At 68.8% G+C, this 16,425-nt stretch carries 18 protein-coding genes and 3 pseudogenes; 8 read left to right on the forward strand and 13 right to left on the reverse strand.

Translation table 11 applies throughout. From position 1 onward, the window contains the following. Positions 1–34: 34 nt before the first annotated feature. From KUM39_RS25280 to KUM39_RS28725, 3 genes and pseudogenes are all read right to left on the reverse strand, one after another. Positions 35–244, reverse strand: a complete 210-nt coding sequence (locus tag KUM39_RS25280; protein WP_217788088.1) for a hypothetical protein — start codon at positions 242–244, stop codon at positions 35–37. Between the two features lie 18 nt (positions 245–262). Further along, positions 263–1,712 (reverse strand): annotated as a pseudogene (locus KUM39_RS25285) (RHS repeat-associated core domain-containing protein); the annotation flags it as partial. Between the two features lie 610 nt (positions 1,713–2,322). Continuing rightward, on the reverse strand, positions 2,323–2,499 hold the full coding sequence (locus tag KUM39_RS28725; RefSeq protein ID WP_308288237.1) for a hypothetical protein: 177 nt from the start codon (positions 2,497–2,499) through the stop codon (positions 2,323–2,325). 265 nt (positions 2,500–2,764) lie between these two features. Here KUM39_RS28725 and KUM39_RS25295 point away from each other — a divergent pair, with 265 nt between their 5' ends. Next, positions 2,765–3,223 (forward strand): Crp/Fnr family transcriptional regulator, encoded by a 459-nt coding sequence (locus tag KUM39_RS25295; protein ID WP_217788089.1) that lies wholly within the window; start codon positions 2,765–2,767, stop codon positions 3,221–3,223. Positions 3,224–3,267: 44 nt separating this feature from the next. Then, positions 3,268–3,927 (forward strand): CBS domain-containing protein, encoded by a 660-nt coding sequence (locus KUM39_RS25300; RefSeq protein WP_217788090.1) that lies wholly within the window; start codon positions 3,268–3,270, stop codon positions 3,925–3,927. 166 nt (positions 3,928–4,093) lie between these two features. Here KUM39_RS25300 and KUM39_RS25305 read toward each other — a convergent pair whose 3' ends face one another. The 4 genes and pseudogenes from KUM39_RS25305 to KUM39_RS25320 all read right to left on the reverse strand — a co-directional run bounded on the left by KUM39_RS25305 (position 4,094) and on the right by KUM39_RS25320 (position 6,967). After that, positions 4,094–4,696, reverse strand: a complete 603-nt coding sequence (locus KUM39_RS25305; RefSeq protein WP_217788091.1) for an Rv1733c family protein — start codon at positions 4,694–4,696, stop codon at positions 4,094–4,096. Positions 4,697–4,732: 36 nt separating this feature from the next. Next, positions 4,733–5,437 carry a CBS domain-containing protein gene (locus KUM39_RS25310; protein WP_217788092.1) on the reverse strand — a complete coding sequence of 235 codons (705 nt, stop codon included), beginning with the start codon at positions 5,435–5,437 and terminating at the stop codon, positions 4,733–4,735. A 177-nt stretch (positions 5,438–5,614) separates the two neighbouring features. Beyond that, positions 5,615–5,907, reverse strand: a pseudogene (locus KUM39_RS25315) (histidine kinase); the annotation flags it as partial. Beyond that, entirely contained in the window at positions 5,897–6,967 is a 1,071-nt protein-coding gene (locus KUM39_RS25320; protein ID WP_217788093.1) for a zinc-dependent alcohol dehydrogenase family protein, read from the reverse strand. The gene KUM39_RS25320 and the pseudogene KUM39_RS25315, both read right to left, overlap by 11 nt. Before the next feature lie 412 nt (positions 6,968–7,379). Here KUM39_RS25320 and KUM39_RS25325 point away from each other — a divergent pair, with 412 nt between their 5' ends. Next, positions 7,380–7,952, forward strand: a complete 573-nt coding sequence (locus KUM39_RS25325; protein ID WP_217788094.1) for an Rv1733c family protein — start codon at positions 7,380–7,382, stop codon at positions 7,950–7,952. 153 nt (positions 7,953–8,105) lie between these two features. On the opposite strand, the gene KUM39_RS25330 is transcribed toward KUM39_RS25325, so the two are convergent. Then, a complete protein-coding gene (locus KUM39_RS25330) occupies positions 8,106–9,038 on the reverse strand; it encodes a universal stress protein (RefSeq protein WP_217788095.1) in 933 nt (310 codons plus the stop codon). Between the two features lie 25 nt (positions 9,039–9,063). After that, positions 9,064–9,975, reverse strand: coding sequence for a universal stress protein (locus tag KUM39_RS25335; RefSeq protein ID WP_217788096.1), 912 nt, complete (start codon positions 9,973–9,975; stop codon positions 9,064–9,066). 216 nt (positions 9,976–10,191) lie between these two features. Here KUM39_RS25335 and KUM39_RS25340 point away from each other — a divergent pair, with 216 nt between their 5' ends. Further along, positions 10,192–10,848: a CBS domain-containing protein gene (locus tag KUM39_RS25340; RefSeq protein ID WP_217788097.1), complete on the forward strand. Its 657-nt coding sequence runs from the start codon at positions 10,192–10,194 to the stop codon at positions 10,846–10,848. Between the two features lie 122 nt (positions 10,849–10,970). After that, positions 10,971–11,693, forward strand: coding sequence for a response regulator (locus KUM39_RS25345; RefSeq protein WP_217788098.1), 723 nt, complete (start codon positions 10,971–10,973; stop codon positions 11,691–11,693). Positions 11,694–11,705: 12 nt separating this feature from the next. On the opposite strand, the gene KUM39_RS28400 is transcribed toward KUM39_RS25345, so the two are convergent. The 3 genes from KUM39_RS28400 to KUM39_RS25360 form a co-directional block, all read right to left on the reverse strand. Then, positions 11,706–12,839: an IS3 family transposase gene (locus KUM39_RS28400; RefSeq protein WP_308288238.1), complete on the reverse strand. Its 1,134-nt coding sequence runs from the start codon at positions 12,837–12,839 to the stop codon at positions 11,706–11,708. Between the two features lie 128 nt (positions 12,840–12,967). Continuing rightward, positions 12,968–13,342, reverse strand: a complete 375-nt coding sequence (locus KUM39_RS25355) for a DoxX family protein (protein WP_217788099.1) — start codon at positions 13,340–13,342, stop codon at positions 12,968–12,970. A gap of 173 nt (positions 13,343–13,515) precedes the next feature. Further along, positions 13,516–14,010, reverse strand: a complete 495-nt coding sequence (locus tag KUM39_RS25360; protein WP_217788100.1) for a cupin domain-containing protein — start codon at positions 14,008–14,010, stop codon at positions 13,516–13,518. Between the two features lie 81 nt (positions 14,011–14,091). On the opposite strand from KUM39_RS25360, the gene KUM39_RS25365 reads away from it, so the two are divergent. The 3 genes from KUM39_RS25365 (at position 14,092) to KUM39_RS25375 (ending at position 15,744) form a co-directional block, all read left to right on the forward strand. Next, a complete protein-coding gene (locus KUM39_RS25365) occupies positions 14,092–14,943 on the forward strand; it encodes a LysR family transcriptional regulator (protein WP_308288239.1) in 852 nt (283 codons plus the stop codon). A gap of 211 nt (positions 14,944–15,154) precedes the next feature. Continuing rightward, entirely contained in the window at positions 15,155–15,412 is a 258-nt protein-coding gene (locus tag KUM39_RS25370; protein WP_217788101.1) for a hypothetical protein, read from the forward strand. Positions 15,413–15,477: 65 nt separating this feature from the next. Continuing rightward, positions 15,478–15,744, forward strand: a complete 267-nt coding sequence (locus KUM39_RS25375) for a hypothetical protein (RefSeq protein WP_308288240.1) — start codon at positions 15,478–15,480, stop codon at positions 15,742–15,744. An 18-nt stretch (positions 15,745–15,762) separates the two neighbouring features. Here KUM39_RS25375 and KUM39_RS25380 read toward each other — a convergent pair. Further along, positions 15,763–16,418, reverse strand: a pseudogene (locus KUM39_RS25380) (transposase); the annotation flags it as partial. Positions 16,419–16,425: the final 7 nt, after the last annotated feature.

A 16,425-nucleotide genomic window follows, 5' to 3' on the forward strand; every position in this document is an offset into this window, starting at 1 on the left:
CCGTTCACCGACAGCCGACTCCCATTATATGCGCTCAGCGGAATTTGATCGCGGCACCGATGCCCACCGCGCATACGACTCCGGCGAGGATTATCCAGTATCCTGCCTGAAACCCGGAGATCGCGGCGAACACACCGACAACGATCAAAAAGACCGCCGCACCAAAGGCTGTCCACAAGCCAGCAGAAGCTGCCGCCGGACCTATGGGATCTTCCTGGCCTAACATGTCGCCGTTATCAGGCATGATTCCGTTCTCCTTTTCTCAGGACAAAGAATCCTGTGTGGCCCCCGCAGTGACGTTGCTCACCGTGTCAGATGCGATGCCACAACCAGCAACGGCGAGAGGGATCAGATATGGCACCCCCGCTGCCGTAGCCAGAGTTGCAGTACCCGCAGTGCAGGTGGCACCAAATATGGCACCAGCTGCTATTCCCGCGCTCTGCGCTATAAGCGCCTTTGGATTATTGCGGTTCTGCCAGATCTCGGCTACGTCCTTCAGACCGAACGCCCCGTCCACGAAGTTGTCGAAGCCCAGAAGGCCATTGGGGTCGATGCGGTTGACGGGGTCGCCTTCGGCGTAGAGGTAGGGGTTCTGTTCCTGGCCGGAGGGGTCGGGCTGGGTGAAGCGGCCGATGTTGGCGTCGTAGTAGCGGGCCTTCAGGTGGTAAAGGCCGGTGGGGTCCTGGTAGTTGCCGGCAAAGCGGTAGGGCTGGTCGACCGGCTCGGTGGACTGGGCGAGGATACGGACGCCGCGGGGGCTGTACGTGTAGGTGTCGACCTTGTTGCCGTCTTCGTCAGCGAAGCCGATGACGGAGCCGATGGCGTCGGTGAGGTAGAAGTAGGTTTTGCCCCCGGTCCGCATGGAATTCAGGGTGCCCCCGGGCTCTCGGTTGAAGCCCATGTCCGCGCCCGCTGTCGTCTTCGCGGACAGACCGAGCGGCCCGTTGTGGAACACCGTGTCGCCGAGTCGGATGCGCTCGCTCTGGTCGGTCGAGCCGTAACTGCCCGCATACGTTTTGCCGTTGACCGTAATGGACGACATCTGGGATGTGGTCGGTCCATGTCTCGCCTGCGCGGGTGTAGTCGTCGGTGGAGGCGCCGGCGGTCTCGTTGCCGATCTGGTCGTAGGACCATCCGCCGGTGGTGGAGGACTTGGCGGTGAGTTCCTGGGCGTCGTTGTAGGTGTAGGTCGTGCCGCGCGGGCAGCCGGGGTCGGTGCCCTGGGAGGTGAGGTTGCCGGCGAGGTCGTAGCAGTACTGCCAGGAGTCGGCGAGGGTGCCGTTCTTCTCCTCCTTGGCGTAGGAGAAGCGGCCCGCGCCGTCGTAGGAGTACGTCCGCTTCAGCCCGGTGACGTTGTCGGTGGAGGTGCGGATCTTGCTGCCGTCGGTCGCGGCGCCGGTGCCATAACCGTAGGTATAGGCGAGGCTGACCAGGGTCCCCTGGACGGAGGTCGCCTTGATCGTAGTGGGACAGCTGGACTTGTCCACGTCCACCTTCTGCACCGTGCCGCCAGGATAGGTGGTTGTGGTCCGCACGTCGTTGTTGTTGTTGTAGCCGTACGACGTCACCCGGCCCTGCGGGTCGGTGAGCTTACGGAGCTTGTTGACCTCGTTCCATTCGTAGTCGAGTTTCCCGGCCGGGTCCTGGTAGTAGTCCACGTTCCCGGCCGCGGTGTACGCGAGGAGGGTCTGGGAGCCGTCCTGGAGGTGGCGGTGACCGTGCCGACGCCGCCCAGGAAGGTGAGCAGCGCGGGCCAGGGCCGTACGGCCGGCCGGGCCGCGGAGTCGTGAAGGGCAGTTGTCATGTCATCGGGCTCCTCGCGATTGCCGCCGCATCGGGGCCGATCGGCCCTGGTGGGCCAGCGGTTTCGGTGGTGTGCTGGTAGTGGCGGGAAGGACCCGTAGGAGACGCGGAGAAGCGGCTGGCAGCCGCGCACCGCGCAATCGGGATCCGCGAGAAGCGGGACACGAGCCCTTCCCGTCCAGTCATGCCATGGCCACGCCATCGGCCCCACGCGCCGCAGCGACCCTGTGCCGGACGATCTCGTCCTCGACTCGCCTCGCGAGGACGTCCACCACTGCGTTGACGGGTGGAGACAGCCCTGGTCCGAGCGAGGTGTCGGCGGCCCGACGGCGTACGCCACCAGCTGACCAGCCAGCCGGTTCACCTCCCAGGCCACCTCGACGGCCTCGCCGAGTCCGCGAGCAACCATGGCGTTCGGCCGGTCCAGTCGGCGGGCGTCCAGCTCCAGGCGGTGGATGCGGCCGGGGTTCCCCGGTCGTATGTGCGCGGCCTCCAGGACGACGGTCAGGTCCGTGTGAGTCACAGCCGGATCAGCCGTCCCGGATCGAGGTCGCACTCCGAGAGTAAGGTGCCCGGCGGGAAAGGCCTCTCCAGCGCCCGCTCCCGAAGGCGGGACAGCGCCGCCCGGCCGACCCCCTCGTCGTGCCGGGACGGGTCACCGACCGCGATGACGGCGATGCGCGTGGAGACGCTCATGATCGTTCTCCCTCCACTGCGAGTGCGTCCAGCGTGCGTGGACCGGCGGGCGGGGCGCATGAGCCGAAGAGGTTCGACAAGGGGCCAGGGCGGCCCTTTCGGGTGTGCGGCACCGGCTCGGTTCGGGTGGTGGATGGGCATCGGCCGGGCGACACCCCGCGCGGCATGAGCCGAAGGGCCTACGGCCGGGTCCGGGCGGCCCGTGGTGCCGGTTCCCGAAGTCGCGCACGCTGGGATCGACAGCCCCATGAAGGGAGCCGGTGCGATGACTTCCGCAACCACCATGAGTACGGCGCTCGAGCCCGTGCACCGCGAACGGCTGATGCGCCTCGCCCGCGAGGTCTCCTTCGAGGCCGGGACACGCCTGTTCGAGGAGGGCCGGCACGCCGACCGTTTCTGGATCGTCCGCACCGGAACCGTCGCCCTCGATCTGCATGTGCCCGGCCGCAGGCCGGCCGTCGTCGAGTCGCTCGGGCACGGCGAACTCGTCGGCTGGTCCTGGCACTTCCCGCCCCACCTCTGGCACCTGGGCGCCGAGGCGATGACCCCGGTGCGGGCCTGGGAGTTCGACGCCGAGGCGGTGCGTGCGATGTGCGCCGCGGATCCCGTGTTCGGTCGGGGCATAGCGATGTGGGTGGGACGTGTGGTCGCCCGGCGGCTGCACGCCACCCGGGTCCGGCTGCTCGACCTGTACGCCCCCTACGGCAGCGGTGACCTGTTGTGACCGCCCGCCCGCTCCGTCCGGCCGAACGGCCTGGGGAGGAAAGCATGGAGGGCAGCCCGCACCGGGTGAGTGACGTGATGACGCATGCCGTCGTCGCGGTGGGCCGCAAGGCCCTGTTCAAGGACATCGTCGAACGCATGGAGGAGTGGAAGGTCAGTGCCCTTCCCGTGCTGGAGGGCGACGGACGGGTGATAGGGGTGGTCTCCGAAGCCGACCTGTTGCCGAAGGAGGAGTTCCGGGACAGCGACCCGGACCGGTTCACCCGGCTGCGCCGCCCGACCGACCTGGCCAAGGCCGGGGCGGTGTCCGCCGAGGAACTGATGAGCACCCCGGCCGTCACCGTCCATTCGGACGCCACGCTCGCCGAGGCGGCGCGGGTCATGGCCTTGCGGCACGTCAAACGGCTACCCGTGGTGAATGCCGAGGACATCCTCGAAGGCGTGGTCAGTCGCGGGGATCTGCTGAAGGTGTTCCTGCGCCCCGACAACGACCTGTCGGACGAGATCCGCCGCGACATCGTCGACATCCTCTTCCCGGCTCCGATCGAGCCCGTGCACATCATCGTCAGCGACGGCGTCGCGACCCTCACGGGACGCGTCGGAGACGCCGCACGGATTCCGCTGGCCGCGCGCCTCGTCCAGGCTGTGGAAGGGGTGGTGGGCGTGGACTGCCGGCTTACCGACGCCGGCTCCGACGCCGGGTGACGCCTTCAGCGCGCACTCGATCGGCGTTCGTTGACACGTCCGACCGCCCAGCTCACTCGACCGTGGGGCAGGGCCTTCGCTGTGTCGTGAGACTGAGCCCTCGTGGGACTGAGCATTGGGCCGTTGCACTGCCTGCTGCCGTGCCTCTCCCTTCCGGCGTGGCTGATCAACCTCTGCCCCCGCTCCGCTTCCGCCACTCGGGTCCGACCTGCTCCCACTCCTCCTCCCACTCCGCCAGGCGCCGCCGAATGAGCCGCACACGAATCAGCCATCCGACGGCCCAGACCGTCGCGCCGGCCGGTGGAACCACGAGGGCGCCGGTCAGAACCACCTGCAGCGTCGCCCCCGTCCCACTGGGGGGTGGGGAGACTACCCGGCGAGTACCGTCCGTCCACACGGTGAGCCTGCTGCCCGCGGGGGAACCCGGCAGGATTCTCGCCTGGCCGGTGTGCACCGTGCCGTCCGCCTCCGTCCAGCGCACGGCGGCCCACACCCGGCCGTCGTCATATCCGCTGCCGCCGGGCGGGGTCTTCGCCACGTCGTCGGTCAGTAGGGCGGAAACGGCGTGCACCTGAGCGCGCCGGGCGGCGAACGCCGAGTCCGTCGCCTGCGCCGCCACCACGCCCGCGATCACCCCTCCGAGGAGGGCCAGAACCCAGGTGACCAGCACGAGCCAGGCCTCGACGACATCACTGTGCCGCCTGAGCGGGTTGTGCCGCCAGCGCCACAGCCGCACCCGTGTCACGGTCGTGGGAGGCGTCCGTTCCATCGGTTCACCCCTCCTTCGGCAGGCGGTCGGACACCGTCAGGCACGAGCCGACCGTTGCGGGTCCGGCAGGTCAGGGTCGAGGTCCGGATGGCGGGGTGGCCCGCTGAGCGCACACTGCACGTCCACCACGCCCTCGACAGCGCGCACGAGGCGGGTGGCGAGTGGGATCAGAGCGGTTTCGCGGACACGGCCGACGAGGGTCACGACACCGCCGCGCACCTCGATCCGGATCGCTTCGGCTTGTGCGCCGAAGAGCCTCGCGACGACCTCGCATCGGACGTCCTCGGCGATGTCCGAGTCGTCCCGCAGGAAGACCTTCAGCAGGTCGGATCGGCTGACGATGCCCTGCAGAGTACCGTCGGGGCCGACCACCGGCAGTCGCTTGACCCTTCTGCGAGCCATGACGCGTGCGGCGCGGGCGAGGGTGGCGTCGGGCGTTACAGTGACAGCCGGAGCGGTCATCAGCTCACCGGCGGTCACCGCGACCGCCTTGCGGACCTCGGCGAGGTGCTGCACCCGCGCGTACCGGCCCACGTCGCCCTCGGCGCCGTACTCCTCCTTGGACAGCAGATCGGCCTCGGAGACGATGCCGACGACGCGTCCATCCTCGTCCAGCACGGGGAGGGCACTGACGCGCCACTCCTGCATCGTCTGCACGATGTCCTTGAAGGCCGCCCCCGTACGCATGGCGACGACCCTGTGGGTCATCACGTCGTTCACGACGGCGGTAGTGCCGTTCATGGCGTCCTCCAGGGGCCTGGGTGCCGTCCGACACCTTCAGGCTGCGCCGACGAGCGGTCGCGGGACATGGGCCGAGTGGCCCCGTGTCTGGGCCCCCTTGACCGTGTGGTCCCTCAACGCTGACCTGCCAGACTTCGCCCCCGGTGCCAGGCAATGTCCGCTTTCCTATGTACCGGGTAGGGGCACCCGCCAGCGGATCACTTCTCCGAGGATGCCGTGGCCTTCGGGGAGGGGCCGGTCTCGGCGACCTGCTCCTCGGTCACCCCGACCGTGAGGAAGGCCGAGAGGGTGCTGCCGTCGAGCCCGATGACGCCGAGGCCGGTGTACTCGGCGTCGACCAGCACGGCGGCCGCCTCAACGACGGAGGACAGTGCCTGTTCGAGGTCGAGTTCGCGGCCGACGGAGAGCACCGCCTCGAGCAGGCTGTGCACCCGGTCCCGGGTGCCGCGGGCCACTCGATCAGGCCGCAGGAACGGCTACTTCAGCGTGCTGCTCCCCTCCCAGCACCACTTTCAGCGCGCCGGTCTCGGCGGCCTTGGAGAAGACCTCGTACGCCTCTTCCATCTGGTTCAGGGGGAATGTGTGGGTGACCAGCTGCCCGGTCGGCAGCCGACCGGCGGCGGCCAGCCGCAGCAGGGTGGGCGTGGAGTACGTGTCCACCAGCCCGGTCGTGATGGTCACGTTCTTGATCCACAGGTCTTCGAGGTGCAGCGTGGCGGGCTTGCCGTGCACGCCGACGTTGGCCACATGCCCGCCGGGCCGGACCATACGGGTGCACAGTTCGAAACTCTCCGGCAAGCCGACCGCCTCGATGACCACGTCAGCGCCGAGTCCGTCGGTAAGGTCGGCGACCATCTGGCCCGGGGCCTCGTGCGCATCAGCCACCGCATCGGCGCCGAGCCGATGAGCAGCCTCCAGACGGGACGGCGCCATGTCGATGGCAATGATCCGCTCGGGCGCGAACAAGCGGGACGTGGCAATGGCGGCAAGGCCGATGGGGCCAGCGCCGACGATGGCAAGGGTGTCGCCCGGGTGCACGTGCCCGTTGAGGACGCCCACCTCGTAGGACGTCGGGAAGATGTCCGCGAACAGGACCGCTTCCTCGCTCGGCACGGTGGCCGGCAGCGGGTGGGCGGACAGGTCTGCGTACGGCACACGGACGTACTCGGCCTGGGTGCCGTCTATGAGGTGGCCGAGGATCCAGCCTCCTCCGCCCCGGCACTGGCCGTAGGAGCCGTCCCGGCAGAACCGGCACCGGCCACACGAGGTGATGCAAGAGAGCAACACCCGGTCCCCTGGGCGTACGGTGCGCACATCGCTACCCACCTCGACTATCTCGCCGACCGCCTCATGGCCGAGCACCGTGCCGGGGCGCACCTCGGGCACGTCACCTCTGAGGATGTGCAGGTCCGTCCCGCAGATCGTCACGACGCAGACCTTCACGATCGCGTCGGTCGGTTTCTCGATGGCTGGCTCCGGGACGTCCTGCCAGGATGCCTGACCGGGACAGTGGAAAACGAAGCCTTTCATTGCACTCCAATACCCTTCGTCTGCTGCGGGACCAGCATTCCGATGCGTACGTCGAGAGACGCAGGCCGGGCTCCGGCACGGTGCCGGGAAGCGCCCCGCACATTCAGGCTGGGCGATGAACAGGAGTTAGCGCTTGGGCCTTCCGGCCCTTGTACTCAGCCAGGCTGCCCAGAGGGCTTACGGGCCGTGGCAGGCGGCTCGCGTACCGCAACGGACGCGACTTGACCCACATCACCGTCACGCTTGCAGCGGTCTTTGAGCATGGCTTCAGGATCCCGATAGGGACCGATGGGCCCTACCAGCGCGTGATGGAGGTCCGGACGGCCTTTCACCGACCCCCATCGGCCCCTGTGGGCACGGCCCCGCCGAAGCCACCGTCGAAAGAGGAACCACGACGAGGAGGTGTGCCGTCATGGGCACCACGAAACGGCTGTGGCGGTGGCGGAGCAATCCGCTGCGGCGGCACGAGGACGTCGTCGAGGCCTGGGTCGTCCTGACTGTCTGGGTGATAGTCGCCGTTGCCGGCGCCTTCGCCGGACTGGTGACGGCCCGTGGCGCCGAGCACGAGTTCGCCGAACAGCGCGCCCACAGGCACGCCGTTCAAGCGGTCCTTCTCACTGACGCGCCACACGACGTCACCGCGCACTGGTCAACGGACGGGCGTGTCCGGGGCTCCGTGCGCTGGACGGCACCTGACGGCACTCCTCGTAGCGGGCAGACGCTGGTTGATGGCGGTCTGAAGGCCGGAGCCCTGGTGACTGTCTGGCAGGACGACCAGGGCCGACTCGCGCTCTCGCCGCCGATGAGCAGTGCCGAAGGGCACGTCGAGGCCGCCCTCTTCGGTGCCGCGGCCGCTCTCGCCGTCGCGGCTCCGGTCTTCGGCGCGGGCGTATTCGCACGAGCACGACTTGACCGGCTCCGTATGGCCCACTGGGACCAGGAGTGGGATCGGGTGGGACCCCAGTGGGGCCCGAAGACGGGTTGAGCCGTGCCCCCGAGAGCCGAGTCCCGTCGCACCCGCCGAGCGGGCGCGACGGCCCTATGTACGAGATGTACGAGCTGGAGGAGGCGATGAACGAGACGCTGTCCCTCCGCCTGCTCGCCGGCGTGCGGGTGGGCCCGCGCTGGTGCGTCCTGGTCATCGTCGTCCTGGTTGCGGTCGCTCTCGCGCGCGTTCCGGTACTACGGCCACCGGGCAGACCGCGTGGTGGAGCACGCCATGTGCGACGCGGCCGAGTCGGAGCCCGAAGTGACCCTGGCGGCGCCGGGCGCCGACGACCAACAGGTCGGCTTCGCGGGACACCGCGAGCAGGGCGTCGCGGGCAAAGCCCTCGATCGTACGGCGGTGCACCTGCAGGCCGACCGGGACGTCCCGCAGTGCCTCCTCCACCGCTTCCGCGGCTTGCCGCTCTTGCGGGTGGGCGGCCGGCTCTCCGACGATCAGCGGATGCGCGTGGGGCTCGTGCAGCGGTCGACACCAGGCTCGCACAGCCTCCAGAGGAATCTCACGCAGTAGAGCCTCCTCGACCGCGAACCGTACGGCGGCCGAACCTGCCTGCTTCTCGCTCACCCCCAGCACTATGCGACCGCGTGCATCGGAGCGGTTGTCGTGACTGCCGCGCACGACGATCAGCGGGCAGTGCGCGTGCCCCGCCACCGTGACGCTCACGGAGCCGAGCAGTGCCTCGGCGACACCGCTCCGGCCTCGGCAGCCCAGGACCATGGCGAGGGCGCTGTGGGTCTCCCGGATCAGGCCGTACCCGGCTTCCTCGGGCAGCACGTCGGTGGTGATCTTCACGTCTGGCTGTCGGCGGCGGGCGCGCCGTTCGGCGGTCCCCACGATGTCCTCGGCCATCACCTCCTCCAAGGACTTACCGAGGTCTCGGGCAAGGGACATGCCCTCGTAGCGCTCCCAGAGCGAGGCATACACCAGTCGGAGTGACGCCACGCGCAGGGCCGCCTCGTCGGCAGCCCACTCCACGGCTCTCAGGCTCGGCTCAGAGCCGTCGACTCCGACGACGATCGGGAGGTCCACGGGCTCGCCGAAGGCCCATGCGGCTGATGCCTTCATGGGTTCTCCTCTTCGGGGCAGCGGCTCAGCTGTGCGCGACGACCGCGACGGGGGCGGTGATGTGGTGCAGGGCCGAGTGCGTGACATGGCCGATGTGAGCGCCGAAGAAGCCGGTGCGGATACGCCGGCCGACGACCACCAGGGAGGCATCACGGGAGTCATTGGCGAGAACCTGCGGCGCGCTGCCGCACCGGCTCGCCTCGATCACCTCGACGTCCGGGAATTTCTGCCGCCAGGGACGCAGCACCTTGCTCAGCAGAGAGGCCTGTCCGCGCTCAAGCGTGTCGTGGAGTTCCGCGTCACCGGGGAAACGGTAGAGGGACGCGAGCGGTTCGGGCCACGCGTGGACGGCCCGTAGAGCAGCTTTCCGACGATGTGCTGCGTCGAAGGCGAATTCCAGCAGCGTGTCGTCCATCTGATCGATGTCGAGGCCCAGCAAGACGGGACGGAACGGCGCCGCAGCGGACGGTACGCCCGCCTGGTCCATCCTGTGCTCGTCGGCGGCCTGCTCCTCTGCGCGTACCAGCACCACCGGCCGCTCGGCACGGGCCACGATCCCAAGACTCACCGAGCCGACCATGAACCCGTGCAGTCCACCGAGGGCCCGCGACCCCAGGACCAGCAGCTCGGCGAAGCCTGCCGCCTCACAGAGGACGTCGGCCACGGTCCCCGTGACCTGCTCGGTGATCACTTCGATGCCGGGGTGGCGCAGCCGGATCCCCTCCGCGGACTCGTGTGTCAACTGCTCTGCCCAGTGCTGGTAACGCTCCGGGTCCAGCAACGGGGTCCGGGCGTCGTACCGGGGCGTCGGCTCCTGGACGTGCACGATCTTCAGGGGCAGACCACGCAGCAGCGCTTCGCGAGCCGCCCACTCGGCAGCGGCCCGGCTTTCGGGCGAGTCGTCGAGGCCGACGGTGACGGTGACGGTGCGGGACATGGTTTCCACCTCCGGGCACGAGGATTCCGCTATCAGCGTGGCGCCGCGGTACCGGCCACATCAGGGGCCACCCGGCCCGTTCGGGGACCGACCGACCCTCTGCCATGCGACGGCCGGACGGGCCATCCAGGGGCCGGGCGGCCCATGTCGCGCCTCGGGCCTCCTGGCACACCCTGGAAGGACCGGACACCCCATCGAGGCCCCCGTGGAGTCATCATGCTCGGCACCGCGCGCATCGTCAGCGATGTCATGACCCGAACGGTCGCCGCCGTCGGCCGCCGGGCCCCCTTCAAGGAGATCGTGCAGCTGATGCAGGACTGGCGGATCAGCGCTCTGCCCGTGATCGAGGGCGAGGGCCGGGTGGTCGGCGTGGTCTCCGAGGCCGACCTGCTGCCCAAGGAGGAACTCCGGGACGACCCCGATGCGTGCTGTCTCGAACTGCGTCCGCCCGTCGACGTGGCCAAGGCCGCCGCCCTCACCGCGGGAGACTTGATGTCCTCCCCCGCCGTCACGGTCCGGGCTGCCGCCACGCTCGCCGAGGCCGCGCGCATCATGGCGCGAGAGGGGGTCAAGAGGCTGCCCGTGGTGGACGAGGGCGGGCTGCTGGCGGGCGTCGTCAGCCGGGCCGACGTCCTCAAGGTCTTCCTGCGCGACGACGAGGACATCGCCGAGGAGGTACGGCTCGAGATCGCCTCGTACCTCTTCCCGCCGCCGCCGTCGACCGTTCGGGTGGAGGTGCACGACGGTGTCGTGACGCTCACTGGGCGGGTCCGGGACACCTCCCTCGTCCCTGTGGCCGCGCGCCTGGTCAGGTCGGTCGAAGGGGTGGTGGACGTGGCGTTCGACCTCGCTCACGACAGCCGGACGCAGTAGCCGGAGGCGATACCGCGAGGTGCCTGGGGCCGGTCGGCCCTGGTGGGGCCTGCACCGTCAGGTAATGATCGACGTATAGGACATTTCGGCAGTTTTCCATCGTCGGCGGAATCGAGGTCGCCATGACCGAGACACGCACTTTCACCGAGCAGAACCCCATCCGCGTGTTCCTGCTCGACGACCACGAGGTCGTCCGACGCGGCCTGACCGACCTCCTCGACGCCGAATCGGAGATCTCCGTGGTCGGCGACGCGGACACCGCCGAACACGCGCTCACCCGGGGTCCCGCTCTGCGACCACACGTAGCCGTGCTTGACGTCCGTCTGCCCGACGGCGACGGCATCACGGTCTGCCGGGAGCTGCGCGACAGGATGCCGGAACTGGCGTGCCTCATGCTGACCTCCTTCGACGACGAGGAGGCCTTGCTGGACGCCATCATGGCCGGGGCGTCCGGATACGTGCTGAAGCAGATCAAGGGCTCCGACCTCGTGTCGGCGGTGCGTACCGTCGCTTCGGGGCAGTCGATGCTGGACCCGGCGACGACGGCCCGGCTCATGCGCTCCCTGAGGGCCGACCCGGCCGAGGTGCCGTCGCTGCCTCCTGAACTGGCCGGCCTATCGCCCCGAGAACGCGACATTCTCGCGCTGATCGGCGACGGTCTGACCAACCGAGAGATCGGTAAGAAGCTGTACCTGTCGGAGAAGACCGTCAAGAACCACATCTCACGGCTGCTGGCCAAACTGGGCGTGCAGCGCCGCGTTCAGGCGGCGGTCCTCGCCTCCCACTTGGACCAGCACGGATCCGACCCGCACGACTCCGGAGTCAAGGACCGTTCTTCCCGCTGAGAGCGACCGGGGTCAGGCGGCGGTGAGCAGGTTCTTCACCTCGACGACGTCGGAGATCTCCTCGCCCTCCGCCACCAGCCGGGCCAGTGTCGCCGAGGGCATCCGCCCGGTCAGCTCCACAATGCCGTCGTGCACGGCCACCTGAAGTTTGCCCGTGATCTCGGACACGCGATGGTCATGCCGCGAGGGTGTGTCGATGCCGCTGCCTGGTCTCGGCTGGGGTGAGGTGGCCGAGGGTCTTGTGCCTGCGCGGGCGGTGGCCCGGTCGGGCCAGATTCGGGTGCCGATCTCCTCTTTGAGCAGGACCCAGAAACTTTCCGCGGCGGCGTTGTCGAAGCATGATCCGGTGCGTCCACAGCTCTGCCGCAACACCAACTCGCGGATGTGGTCGCGGAATTGGCCCGACGTGCATTCGCTTCCGCGATCACTGTGTATGACGCGGCCGGGTTTCAGACCGGCTCGGCCGTGGGCCATGTCGAGAGCGTCCACAACGAGTTCGGCCCGGTGATGGTCGGCCATGTCATAGCCGACGACCTCACGGAAAGTGATGTCTCCGACCAGCTTCGTGCCGGGGATGTCGGCGTGGACGTCGCGGCCGATCAGGTCCGGAGCCGGTCTGGCTTTCCTGTCCGGCCGCGTCAGCGACCGGCGACGGTGGGCGCCCTGGATGCCGTGCTCACGCATCAGGCGGGCGACGCGCTTGTGGTTCACAGGCGGTCCCAGACGCCGCAGTTCGGCATGGACGCGCGGGACGCCGTAGGTTTCACGGGAGGCGAAGTGGATGACGGTGATCTCTTGGGTCAAGGACGCGTCGGCGGCCTGGCCGGCGGCGCGGGTCTTCTGCGCGGCGAGCCAGGCGTAGAAACAGGAGCGGGCCACCTTCAGCAGCCTGCGGAGGAAAGCGAACCCGTGGGTGGTCTTCCCCGCCTCGATGAACGCGTACGTATCGTTCGCCGATCGCTTTCTCTCGCGAAGAAGACCGCGGCTGGCTTTTCGCAGGACCTCGATCGTCTTTGCCTGCTCGGCGTTCTGCCTGCGCAGCCGCCTGGGCTCCTCGCGCTCCTGCGTGGTGAGTTCGCCAGGGCGGCCCTCGCCCTGGTCGGCCCTGGCCTTGCGTACCGGCCGCGCCAGTCTCCAGGTGTCCACGATCAAGGGGAAGCTTCAGTGGCGTCGGTTGGTCGCGCAGTTCACCGACCTCTTCGCGGTGGTCCTCCTCGCTTCCCCGGCGATCACGTCTCTCGCGTACTGGCTGGGGCAGCCCCGGGTGGCTTTGTTCACGAGATCGGACAGCAGAGCCTGGTGGCCAACCAGACGGTCACAGCCGCGGTGGCGATGAGTGCGACGTTGAGTGTGATCCGGCGGTCTTCTCCGGTCAGGTGAACGGCGATCGCACCGGTCTGCAGAAGTACGAAGCCGATGGCTGCGGCCGACGCCAGCCAAGGAACGGTACCGGTCAGCGGTGGCAGGACCAGACCGGCCGCGCCGAGTATTTCGACCGCCCCCAGCGCCCTGAGGGCGGGCAGGGGAATACGGTCGACCCAAGCCATCGTCGGTCGGAGTTGATCGCGGCTGTGGATCACCTTCAGCGTGCCTGCGTAGAAGTAGAAGAGCGCGAGCAGTCCCGCGACGACCCAGTAGGCGATGTTCATGGTTTCCGTTCACGGGGGCCCCGGTTCGCGGGGTCCTGTCCATTGCGTCGAGTGTCAGGGAAGCCCCTGGAGACAGCCGGTCTGCCGTTCGAGGGGTTCGGACGCGAAAGGCGGGAGCGCCACGGCCCCGGTGGCCGAGAGGAGGGCGGCCGGGCCGTTCCGTCCCACCGACTTCAGGCGAGGTCGGTCGCGGGCTGTGTCGCGTAGCGGCTCATTGTGTCGATGTTGGCCCGTGGCGTCAGCGGCTGTCCGGATGCGAGCACCTCATGAAGGTCTCGGAAGTACTGCACATACAGGTCGGGGGTGAATGTGCTGAGCATGACGGCGGGTTGGTCGGTCAGGTTGGCGAAGGTGTGCGGGGTGCCGGGCGGAACCATGACGAGCGTCCCCGAGGCAGCGTCGTAGTCCTCGTCCCCGACGGTGAACCGCACGGTGCCGGAGAGGACATAGAAGCCCTCGTCGTGTTGGCCATGGCGGTGCTGCGGCGGGCCCTGCGTGTGCGGGGCGAGGACGGACTCGGCGATCGCGAGGCGGTGCCCGGTGTGGCTGCCGTCCTCCAGAACGCGCATGCGCGTGGCGCCCAGAACGATCATCTCGCCGTCGTGGGGACCCACCACCGATACGGCGGGGTCTGCCTGCGGCTCGCTGGTCTTCGCTTTTCCGGTCATGGTCACGAGTGCACCGCCGGTACCTCGCCGGTGTCCAAGACCCATTCGGCAGAGCCGATACCTCATGGGTATCGTTACAGCGTGGAGCTACGGACCTTGCGCTACTTCGTGGCGGTCGCCGAGGAACTCCACTTCGGCCGGGCCGCCACCCGACTGCACATGAGTCAGCCGCCGCTGAGCCGGGCGATCAAGCAGTTGGAAGCCGAGGTCGGGGCCCTGCTCTTCGCCCGCTCGCCCACCGGCGTCACGCTCACTCCAGTGGGCGCGGTGCTGCTCGACGAGGCGCGAGCCCTACTCGGCCACGCCGACCGCGTCCGGGTACGTGTGAGCGCAGCAGCCGGGGTCGCGACTATCACCGTCGGCATCTTGGGCGACGGGACCGACCCGGGAGTGGCCAGGCTGGCTGCGGCCTACCGCCGGAACCACCCCGGAGTCGACATCCGCGTCCGCGACACCGATCTGACTGACCCGACGTGCGGACTGCGGGCTGGACTGGTCGACGTCGCCCTCACCCGGGCACCGTTCGACGAGACCGCCCTGACGGTGCGTGCGCTGCGGACCGATCCGGTCGGCGTGGTCCTGCGCGCCGACGATCCGCTGGCCCGCCGCGATGAGCTGCGGCTGGCCGAGCTGCGCGACCGCCGGTGGTTCCAGTTCCCGCAGGGCACAGACCCCATCTGGCAGTCGTACTGGAACGGTGGCAGGCCGCGGGAGGGACCAGTGGTGCGCGCCGTCCAGGAATGCCTGCAGGCTGTGCTGTGGAACGGCACGGTCGGCCTGGCCCCGGTCGGACACGACCTGCCCGCGGAGTTCATCATGGTGCCGCTGATCGACATGGCGCCGAGCCGAGTGGTGGCGGTGTGTAACGAAAGAGACACCAACCCGTTGACCCGATCATTCATGAAGATCGCGACAGCCGCGTACCGCCACTGAGGATCGGCAATGGCGCTGCCGCAGCTCGTGAACAACTCGAACGCTGCGGCCCTCGTAACCACCTCCGGAAATGGTGAATATCCGCTGTCCCCCTTCTCGGGTTCTGGCTCAACTTCCGCGGCAGCGGCTCAGGCGTTCGAAGCCGCACGGCTCCTTCGCAGTTCGGCCATTTGCCTCGTGACCTGATAGGACGCGCACGCGTTCATGCGGTATGCGAAAGATCATCACTTGCGGTCTGCTGGCCGCTGCGGCCTTGTCTGCCGCCACTCCCGCATTCGCCGACAACGACAGCAACTTCGGTAGCGGCGTCGATGCGGCCAACAACTGGAACTTCACCGCCGCCGACGTGTGCATCCAGGAACTGGCCGTTGTCCCCGCCCTGAGCGACTGGACGGGCAACCACAAGAACAACTGCTCCAACGGCAACATCGTCGACCACTCCGGCAGTTCAGTGACGCCCGGTCACTGAACTACGTCCTGGGTCCCAAGCCCGAAGGCCCCGAGCACCCGGCGCGGGGCCTCACCACAAAAGCTGTGCCAGAGCCCGATCTCGTGTACAAAGCCACCCGGGACCTGGCCACCCTCCGACTGGCCCTGGCAATCATCGGCGTGGTGCTGCTGAACGCCGGCATCGGTTTCGCGCAGGAGTACTCCGCCGAACGCACGGCCGAGTCCCTGCCGGCGATGGTGCCGCACACCTGCCGCGTGCTGCGCGACGGAGAGCGGCGTGAGCTTTCCGCGCGGGACCTGGTGCCGGGCGGTGTTGTGATCCTTTGCGCCGATGGCGGGTTGCTGTCGTAGGGGTGTGAAGGTTGCTGGTCAGTCGGGGTTCGGCAGGAGTGCGAGCTGGTTGAGGGCGTCGGTGATCACGCCGGTCCAGGGCCAGTGCCGGACGCAGGCGGAGGATCCGCGTCCGGTGGTGACGAGCTGTCCGGCTGCGGTGAACAGGCGGAGTCGCAGGCGGCGGGGTTCCCGGAGCCGGGCGGTGCCGGTCAGGGCGAGCATCGGCATCCAGGCCAGCAGGTCGAAGGCGATCTGCACGATCTCCAGCCAGATGCGGTTTTGGGCGGTGCTGTGCAGAGGAAGGTTGCGCAGGCCGGGGGCGCGGGCGTTTCGGATGCGGCCTTCGGCGCGAGCCCGCAGCCGGTGACGCGGTTCGAGTCCTCCTTGTCCGAGTGTGCGATCACGAGCACCCCGTCGAGGTCCACGGTCACCGCCCCGCCCGTATCCGGCGCCCGCTCGCCGGCCAACTTCCAGACGCGGGCGCGCGCTTCGGCCCGGGCGGCACGGACCGCCGCCAGGGCGCTTCTCCTCGGAGGCGGCAAGGGTGTCGATGAGGCGGAGAGCGTCGGGTCAAAGGCCACGGGCCCGAACACAGCCGGCTCCGCCCGCAGCATGCTGGCATCCGCGAGGCAGTCATCGCCCAAGGCGACCGCCAGGGCCACGTCCAGGAGGACCTTGCCCGGATCGTGGAGTACCTCA

The sequence above is a fragment of the Streptomyces corallincola genome, from assembly GCF_019104725.1.
Lineage (GTDB): Bacteria > Actinomycetota > Actinomycetes > Streptomycetales > Streptomycetaceae > Streptomyces > Streptomyces corallincola.

What these genes read in the sequence shown, in the direction of transcription:
- KUM39_RS25345 (WP_217788098.1), top strand. Translation starts at nt 10,971, where the DNA reads ATGACCGAGACACGCACTTTCACCGAGCAGAACCCCATCCGCGTGTTC.
- KUM39_RS25310 (WP_217788092.1), bottom strand. Translation starts at nt 5,437, where the DNA reads ATGAACGGCACTACCGCCGTCGTGAACGACGTGATGACCCACAGGGTC.
- KUM39_RS25330 (WP_217788095.1), bottom strand. Translation starts at nt 9,038, where the DNA reads ATGAAGGCATCAGCCGCATGGGCCTTCGGCGAGCCCGTGGACCTCCCG.
- KUM39_RS25335 (WP_217788096.1), bottom strand. Translation starts at nt 9,975, where the DNA reads ATGTCCCGCACCGTCACCGTCACCGTCGGCCTCGACGACTCGCCCGAA.
- KUM39_RS25340 (WP_217788097.1), top strand. Translation starts at nt 10,192, where the DNA reads ATGCTCGGCACCGCGCGCATCGTCAGCGATGTCATGACCCGAACGGTC.
- KUM39_RS25280 (WP_217788088.1), bottom strand. Translation starts at nt 244, where the DNA reads ATGCCTGATAACGGCGACATGTTAGGCCAGGAAGATCCCATAGGTCCG.
- KUM39_RS25360 (WP_217788100.1), bottom strand. Translation starts at nt 14,010, where the DNA reads ATGACCGGAAAAGCGAAGACCAGCGAGCCGCAGGCAGACCCCGCCGTA.
- KUM39_RS25370 (WP_217788101.1), top strand. Translation starts at nt 15,155, where the DNA reads ATGCGAAAGATCATCACTTGCGGTCTGCTGGCCGCTGCGGCCTTGTCT.
- KUM39_RS25305 (WP_217788091.1), bottom strand. Translation starts at nt 4,696, where the DNA reads ATGGAACGGACGCCTCCCACGACCGTGACACGGGTGCGGCTGTGGCGC.
- KUM39_RS25325 (WP_217788094.1), top strand. Translation starts at nt 7,380, where the DNA reads ATGGGCACCACGAAACGGCTGTGGCGGTGGCGGAGCAATCCGCTGCGG.
- KUM39_RS25295 (WP_217788089.1), top strand. Translation starts at nt 2,765, where the DNA reads ATGACTTCCGCAACCACCATGAGTACGGCGCTCGAGCCCGTGCACCGC.
- KUM39_RS25320 (WP_217788093.1), bottom strand. Translation starts at nt 6,967, where the DNA reads ATGAAAGGCTTCGTTTTCCACTGTCCCGGTCAGGCATCCTGGCAGGAC.
- KUM39_RS28725 (WP_308288237.1), bottom strand. Translation starts at nt 2,499, where the DNA reads ATGAGCGTCTCCACGCGCATCGCCGTCATCGCGGTCGGTGACCCGTCC.
- KUM39_RS25355 (WP_217788099.1), bottom strand. Translation starts at nt 13,342, where the DNA reads ATGAACATCGCCTACTGGGTCGTCGCGGGACTGCTCGCGCTCTTCTAC.
- KUM39_RS25300 (WP_217788090.1), top strand. Translation starts at nt 3,268, where the DNA reads ATGGAGGGCAGCCCGCACCGGGTGAGTGACGTGATGACGCATGCCGTC.